2 protein-coding genes are annotated in these 2,448 nt (G+C 70.1%); one reads left to right on the forward strand and one right to left on the reverse strand.

Annotated elements, in window-relative coordinates:
* Window positions 1-211: 211 nt before the first annotated feature.
* Window positions 212-1,534: an Hsp70 family protein gene (locus DMC18_RS24980; RefSeq protein WP_110121884.1), complete on the reverse strand. Its 1,323-nt coding sequence runs from the start codon at window positions 1,532-1,534 to the stop codon at window positions 212-214.
* Between the two features lie 153 nt (window positions 1,535-1,687).
* Between DMC18_RS24980 and DMC18_RS24985 the strand changes: the two genes are divergently transcribed.
* The coding region (locus DMC18_RS24985) for a HAMP domain-containing protein (RefSeq protein WP_146218223.1) at window positions 1,688-2,448 on the forward strand (761 nt) is incomplete at its 3' end.

A 2,448-nucleotide genomic window follows, 5' to 3' on the forward strand; every position in this document is an offset into this window, starting at 1 on the left:
AACACATCACGGTCCCCGGGCTCCGCCCGGCCGCTCCGCGCCTCCCCATCAACTTTCGTGGATTTCCACGGGAGTGCGAAGTCGCATGCCTGCGCTGCCCCCTCCGGCCCTCCGGGCCACCTCCCCCAGAGGGGGAGGATCTTGGCGCTTCAGATGCTCCCCCCCTCTGGGGGAGCTGTCGCGGAGCGACTGAGGGGGCCGCCGCAGGCGGCTACGCGCCGACCCGCTCGCTCCAGAGATCCAGCTCGCTCTCATGCCCGATCAGCGCCAGGCCCGAGGCGATCGACTCGAACTCGCCGCCGCTTTCGATCCGTTCGGCCCCGAACCGCCGCAGGAAGATCTCGCGCACCGCCGGCACGAAGGACGAGCCGCCGGTCAGGAACACCCGGTCCACCCCGTCGGCCGACAGGCCCGAACGCTCCAGCGCCTGGTCCACGGCGGTCTCGATGGCCTTCAGTTCCGGCGCGATCCAGGCCTCGAACTCGGTCCGGGCCACCTCGCGTTCGATCTCCACCGAGCCGGCCTTGAACGAGAACAGCGCGTTCTCCTGGCTCGACAGCGCCTCCTTCAGGCCCGAAACCGAGCGGTAGAGGGCGTAGCCGTGGTTGTCGTCCAGCACCTCGATCAGCCGGGCGATCTTCTCCGGCTCGACCGCCGTGCGCTCCAGGGCGCGGATGTCGCGCATGTCCTTGGAGGCCCGCAGCATGGCCAGCTGGTCCCAGCGGGCGAAGGCGGTGTAGTAGCGCTGCGGGATCGGCAGGCGGCTCGACATCGCCTTGTAGAGGCTGCCTTTGCCCAGTTCGGGCGAGACGACGTTGTCGATGATCCGGTAGTCGAAGGCGTCGCCGGCCACGCCCACGCCCGAACGGGCCAGCGGAACCGAGCGCAGCTGGCCGTCATGGCGCTCGAACCGCACGATCGAGAAGTCGCTGGTGCCGCCGCCGAAGTCGGCCACCAGCACCGTGGCGTCCTCCTTCAGCTGGCGGGCGAAGAAGAAGGCCGCGCCGACCGGCTCGTGGGCGTAGCGAATGTCGGAGAAGCCCAGGCGCTCGAAGGCCGCCTCGTAGCGGCGCAGGGCCAGGGCCTCATCGGGATTGCCGCCGGCGAAGGTCACGGGCCGGCCGACGATCACCCGCGGCGGCAGGTCGCTCATCTGGGCGCCGGCGTGGTCGCGCAGCTTGAACAGGAACGCCGCCAGCAGGTCCTCGAACAGGTAGCGGCGGTCGAGGATCTTGGTCTCGGTGAAGGCGGCGCTGGCCGCGAAGGTCTTGAACGACTGGACGAAGCGCGTCTCCAGCGGGTCCTCGACATAGGCCTCGATGGCCCAGGGGCCGGCCTCGATGACGCGCTCGGTCGGGCGGCCGTCGGGGCCGGCGACCGAATGGAAGCTCAGCGCCGAGCGGAAGGCGAAGATGTCCTTCTCGCCGACGGGGAAGCGCACCAGGCGCGCGGGACCGTCGCCGTCGGCGATGGCGACGACGGTGTTGGTGGTGCCGAAATCGATGCCGATCGTCGGCTGGACGGCGGACGTCATGGGAAAGCTCGGGCCGGGGAGGGGCCGTGCGTCCTACAGCCATCAGCGCGGGGGTCAAGCGACTTAACGGGGTTTTTACGCCGCAGTCGAAAAACTGGGTTCGGCAACCGTGAATCCGGCGCGGACTTAGACAACATCCGGGGGGAAACAGACATGAAGCTCGACGATCTCAAGATCGCCTCGAAGGTCGCCCTGCCGGCCGTCGTCCTGGGCGCGGCGGTTCTGGCCTGCACGGGCCTGGGCGTCTGGCAGCAGAAGAGCCTGGACGCGGCTGCCAGCCGCCTGGTCGAGCACCGCGCCCCCGCCGAGGTGCAGTCTGCGCGCTTCAGCCGGCGCCTGGCCATGATGGGCCACGCCGCCCACCGCACCGTCACCTATGACGGCGGCTCGCAGCCGGCCCAGGCCGCCTCCAAGGAGCTCGACAAGGTCTATGGCGAGGGCAAGGACAGCCTGGCCAAGATGACCGCCTTCGACCCCGCCGTCGCCGAGAAGACCGAAGGCTTCGCCGCCCGCATCGACGCCCTGTACGCGGATGCGCGGGCCGCGGCCGACAAAGGTTTGTCCAACGATGACACCGGTGCCATGTCGCATCTGGCGGCCATGGATCCTGCCATCGAGGGCCTGGCCAAGGATGTGAAGGCCTGGGGCGACGACTATCACGAAGAGACCGACGCCATGGTCGCCGCCGCTCGCTCCAAGGCCCAGCGCGGCGTGCTGCTGACCCTGCTGTTCGGCGTCGCCGCGGCGCTGGGCGGGGTCGCCTTCGCCCTGTGGATCGGGGCGGTGAAGATCTCGCGTCCGGTGGCGGGGCTGTCGCGGGCCATGAGCGATCTCGCCGAAGGCCGGCTGGAGGTCGCCGTGGCCGGCGCCGGCCGTCGCGACGAGGTCGGGCAGATGGCCCGCACCGTCCAGGT

Origin of the sequence: Caulobacter sp. D5 (assembly GCF_003185805.1) — a bacterium.
GTDB lineage: Bacteria > Pseudomonadota > Alphaproteobacteria > Caulobacterales > Caulobacteraceae > Caulobacter.